This window comes from Diaphorobacter sp. LR2014-1 (assembly GCF_002916785.1).
GTDB classification, from domain to species: domain Bacteria; phylum Pseudomonadota; class Gammaproteobacteria; order Burkholderiales; family Burkholderiaceae_C; genus Diaphorobacter; species Diaphorobacter nitroreducens.
In genome coordinates, this window is record NZ_MTBE01000083.1 from 1 (window position 1) to 3233 (window position 3233).

Below are 3233 nucleotides of genomic sequence, written 5' to 3' on the forward strand. Positions count from 1 at the left end.
TGCAGACCACCATGCAGATGCAGGCGCAGGTGTCGCAGAACCTGGGCGAAGACGAAAGCGTGCTGGCCGATCTTGTGGGCAAGAGCCAGTCGGCCGAAGGTGCGTTGCAGGCGATGCAGGCCATGAATCAGTTGCTGGCCTTGCAGGCCAAGCAGTCGATCCAGTCGCAGCGGCTCCAGATCACGCAAGACCGGGCGGCGTCGCTGGAGCTGGCGCGGCAGGCGGCAGCCACGGAGCGCGCCCGCGAGGTGCGGCGGCGCTTCCTGGGCGACGGCACGCCGTACACGCCGCAGTCCGTGAACTTCTACGGCAACTGACGGGAGGCCGCCATGCGATGCGTCCTCGTCCTGTGTGTCGCGCTGCTCGCCGCTTGCGGCGAGCAGCCGGCCGACCACCTTGCCGATGCCCTGGCCGCCGATCCCGTGCGGCTGAAGGCATTGCGCGCGCAATGCGCGGCCGACCGGCAGGCCACGGGCGAGGACGCTTGCCGTGCCGCCGCCGAAGCCTTCCGGCGGCGCTTCTTCTCCGGCCAGGCCGGGCCGGATGAATACCAGACGCTGGGCGACCTGCCGCCGATCCCGCCGAGCTTCGAGGAACCGGCCGATGGCATGGCGCCGGCCGTTCCCGCCGAACCGGAGGACACGCCATGAATGACGTGACCATCATCGACCAGTTCCTCAACACCTTTGCCGCTTATATCGACTCGGGTTTCGGGCTGCTGCGGGGCGAAGTGGCGTTCCTCACTGCCACGCTGATCGTCATCGACATGACGATCGCCGGCCTGTATTGGGCCATGAGCCATGCCACCGGCCAGGGCGAGGACGTGATCGCCAAGCTGCTGCGCAAGGTGCTCTACGTCGGTGCCTTCGCCTACATCATCAATAACTTCAACTGGCTGGCCAGCATCGTGTTCCGCTCGTTTGCGGGATTGGGCATCACCGCCACCGGCTCGGCCATCACGATGGAGAACTTCTTGCAGCCGGGCCGGCTGGCGAAAACCGGCATCGACGCCGGGGCGCCGATTCTGGAGCAGATCGGCGAGATGGCGGGCTTTCCCGAAGTGTTCGTGAACCTCGACCCCATCGTGGTGATGTTCCTCGCGTGGCTGGTCGTGGTCTTGTGTTTCTTCGTGCTGGCGATCCAACTGTTCATCACGCTGATCGAGTTCAAGCTGACCACGCTCGCCGGATTCGTGCTGGTGCCATTCGCGCTCTGGAACAAGACCGCGTTCCTCGCCGAAAAGGTCTTGGGCAACGTGGTGGCCTCCGGCGTCAAGGTTCTGGTACTGGCTGTGATCGTCGGTATCGGCTCGGGCTTGTTCGCTCAGTTCCAAGTCCATCCTGCCGAGCCGTCTATCGACCACGCGCTGGTCATCATGCTGGCCTCGCTCACCTTGCTGGCGCTCGGGATCTTTGGCCCCGGCATCGCCACGGGCCTTGTGTCCGGTGCGCCGCAGCTCGGCGCGGGCGCAATGGCCGGTGCTGCTGTCGGCGCTGCCGGCACGGCCGTTGTCATCGGTGCCGCCGCGACGGGCGTGGGTGGCGCCGTGGCTGCTGGCGCGCGCATGGCCCCGGCTGCCGCAAAGCTGGCCGGTAGCGGTGCGCGCGCCGCAACGTCGGCGGCCAGCAGTGCGAAGTCGACGTTTCAGGCCGGTTCCGCCGCCGCTGGCGGCGGCGCAAAGGGCGCGATGGCGGGCTTGGGCAACGTCGCCAAGACCGGCGCGCAATCCGCCGGACGCGCCGCAGCATCCCGTGCTTCCGCTGCCGGGCAGCGGATGGCCGCTCCGTTCCGTGCTGGCTGGAATGGCTCGACGGCCGACACTGGCGCGTCAGTCGGCCAAGCCTCCGCAGGAGAAGCCCCCGCAGGCGGCGCCGCTGCACAGAAGCCGGAACAACCCGCCTGGGCCAAGCGGCTGCATCGCCGCCAGCAACTCACCCACGCCGCGACCACCGCCGCGCACACGCTGCGCGGCGGCGACGGTGGCGGCTCGGGGCAAGGCCCGAGCCTGCGCGGCTCCGACGACTAAAGCGATTCACAAGGAGAACTGACCATGCGATTCAGAAAACCGCAGGTGCGCTACGCCGACACGCCGCAGCCTGCCACGCCGTACCAAGCTGCCGGCCAGGTGTGGGACGACCGTATCGGAACGCCGCGCGTGCAGGCGAAGAACTGGCGGCTGATGGCCTTCGGCTGCCTCACGCTCGCGCTGTTGATGGCCGGCGGCCTGGTGTGGCGCTCGGCGCAGTCCTTCGTGACGCCCTACGTCGTAGAGGTGGACAACGCGGGCCAAGTGCGCGCCGTGGGCGAAGCCGCCACGCCGTACCGGCCCAGCGATGCGCAGACGGCGCACCACATCGCGCGCTTTGTCACGCTGGTTCGGTCGCTGTCCATCGACCCGATCGTGGTGCGGCAGAACTGGCTGGACGCCTACGACCACACCACAGACAAGGGTGCAGCCGTGCTCAACGACTACGCGCGTGTGAACGATCCGTTCGCGCGCATCGGCAAGGAGTCGGTGACGGTGCAGATCACCAGCGTCGTGCGCGCCAGCGATACGTCTTTCAACGTGCGCTGGACGGAACGCCGCTACGTCAACGGCGCCGCGGCGGGCCTGGAGAGGTGGACGGCCGTGGTGTCCATCGTGCTCCAGCCGCCGCGCACCGAAGAACGCCTGCGCAAGAACCCCCTGGGCATCTACGTCAACGGCTTGTCGTGGAGCCGCGAGCTGGATTCTTCCGAAGGAGCCAAACCATGAATGCACTTTTCCGTAAATCCGCCTTGCCGGTGATCCTGCTGGCTTCGACTGTCTTGTTCACGGGCTGCGCCACGCAAGGCAAGCCGCCGCCGACCATCTCGCTCGATGAGCCGGTGCAGGCCCAGCCGCTGCCCGAACCGCCCGCGCCGGTGGAGGTGGTGGCCGTGCCCGAGGTGCTGCCGATGCCGGCGCAGTTGATGCCGGTGCCCGAGGCCGAAGACGCCAAACCTACGCCGGAACCGGCCGACGAGAAGGTGCGTGTCTCGCGCGCCAACGCCGAGGCCCGCGTCGCGCCCACGCGCGAGGGCTACGTCAACGCGATTCAGGTGTGGCCCTTCACCGATGGCGCGCTCTATCAGGTCTATGCGGCCGTGGGCCGCGTGACCGTGATTTCGCTCCAGCCGGGCGAGGAACTGGTGACGGTGGCCGCCGGCGATACCGTGCGCTGGATCGTGGGCGACACGTCCAGCGGCAGCGG

At 68.1% G+C, this 3233-nt stretch carries 4 protein-coding genes and 1 pseudogene; all 5 read left to right on the forward strand.

Going from position 1 to position 3233, the window contains the following annotated elements:
• Window positions 1-317: pseudogene (locus tag BV908_RS21940) on the forward strand (P-type conjugative transfer protein TrbJ); the annotation flags it as partial.
• Window positions 318-329: 12 nt separating this feature from the next.
• Window positions 330-650 (forward strand): hypothetical protein, encoded by a 321-nt coding sequence (locus tag BV908_RS21945; protein WP_016851776.1) that lies wholly within the window; start codon window positions 330-332, stop codon window positions 648-650.
• Window positions 647-2026, forward strand: a complete 1380-nt coding sequence (trbL, locus tag BV908_RS21950) for a P-type conjugative transfer protein TrbL (RefSeq protein WP_103739202.1) — start codon at window positions 647-649, stop codon at window positions 2024-2026. Before BV908_RS21945 ends, trbL begins: the two co-directional genes overlap by 4 nt.
• Before the next feature lie 24 nt (window positions 2027-2050).
• Entirely contained in the window at window positions 2051-2755 is a 705-nt protein-coding gene (trbF, locus tag BV908_RS21955) for a conjugal transfer protein TrbF (RefSeq protein WP_103739203.1), read from the forward strand.
• The coding region (locus BV908_RS21960; RefSeq protein ID WP_172751431.1) for a TrbG/VirB9 family P-type conjugative transfer protein at window positions 2752-3233 on the forward strand (482 nt) is incomplete at its 3' end. The genes trbF and BV908_RS21960, both read left to right, overlap by 4 nt.

Bases quoted from the DNA above. Each gene is read 5' to 3' on its own strand.
- BV908_RS21945 (WP_016851776.1), top strand. From the start codon at position 330: ATGCGATGCGTCCTCGTCCTGTGTGTCGCGCTGCTCGCCGCTTGCGGC.
- trbL (WP_103739202.1), top strand. From the start codon at position 647: ATGAATGACGTGACCATCATCGACCAGTTCCTCAACACCTTTGCCGCT.
- trbF (WP_103739203.1), top strand. From the start codon at position 2,051: ATGCGATTCAGAAAACCGCAGGTGCGCTACGCCGACACGCCGCAGCCT.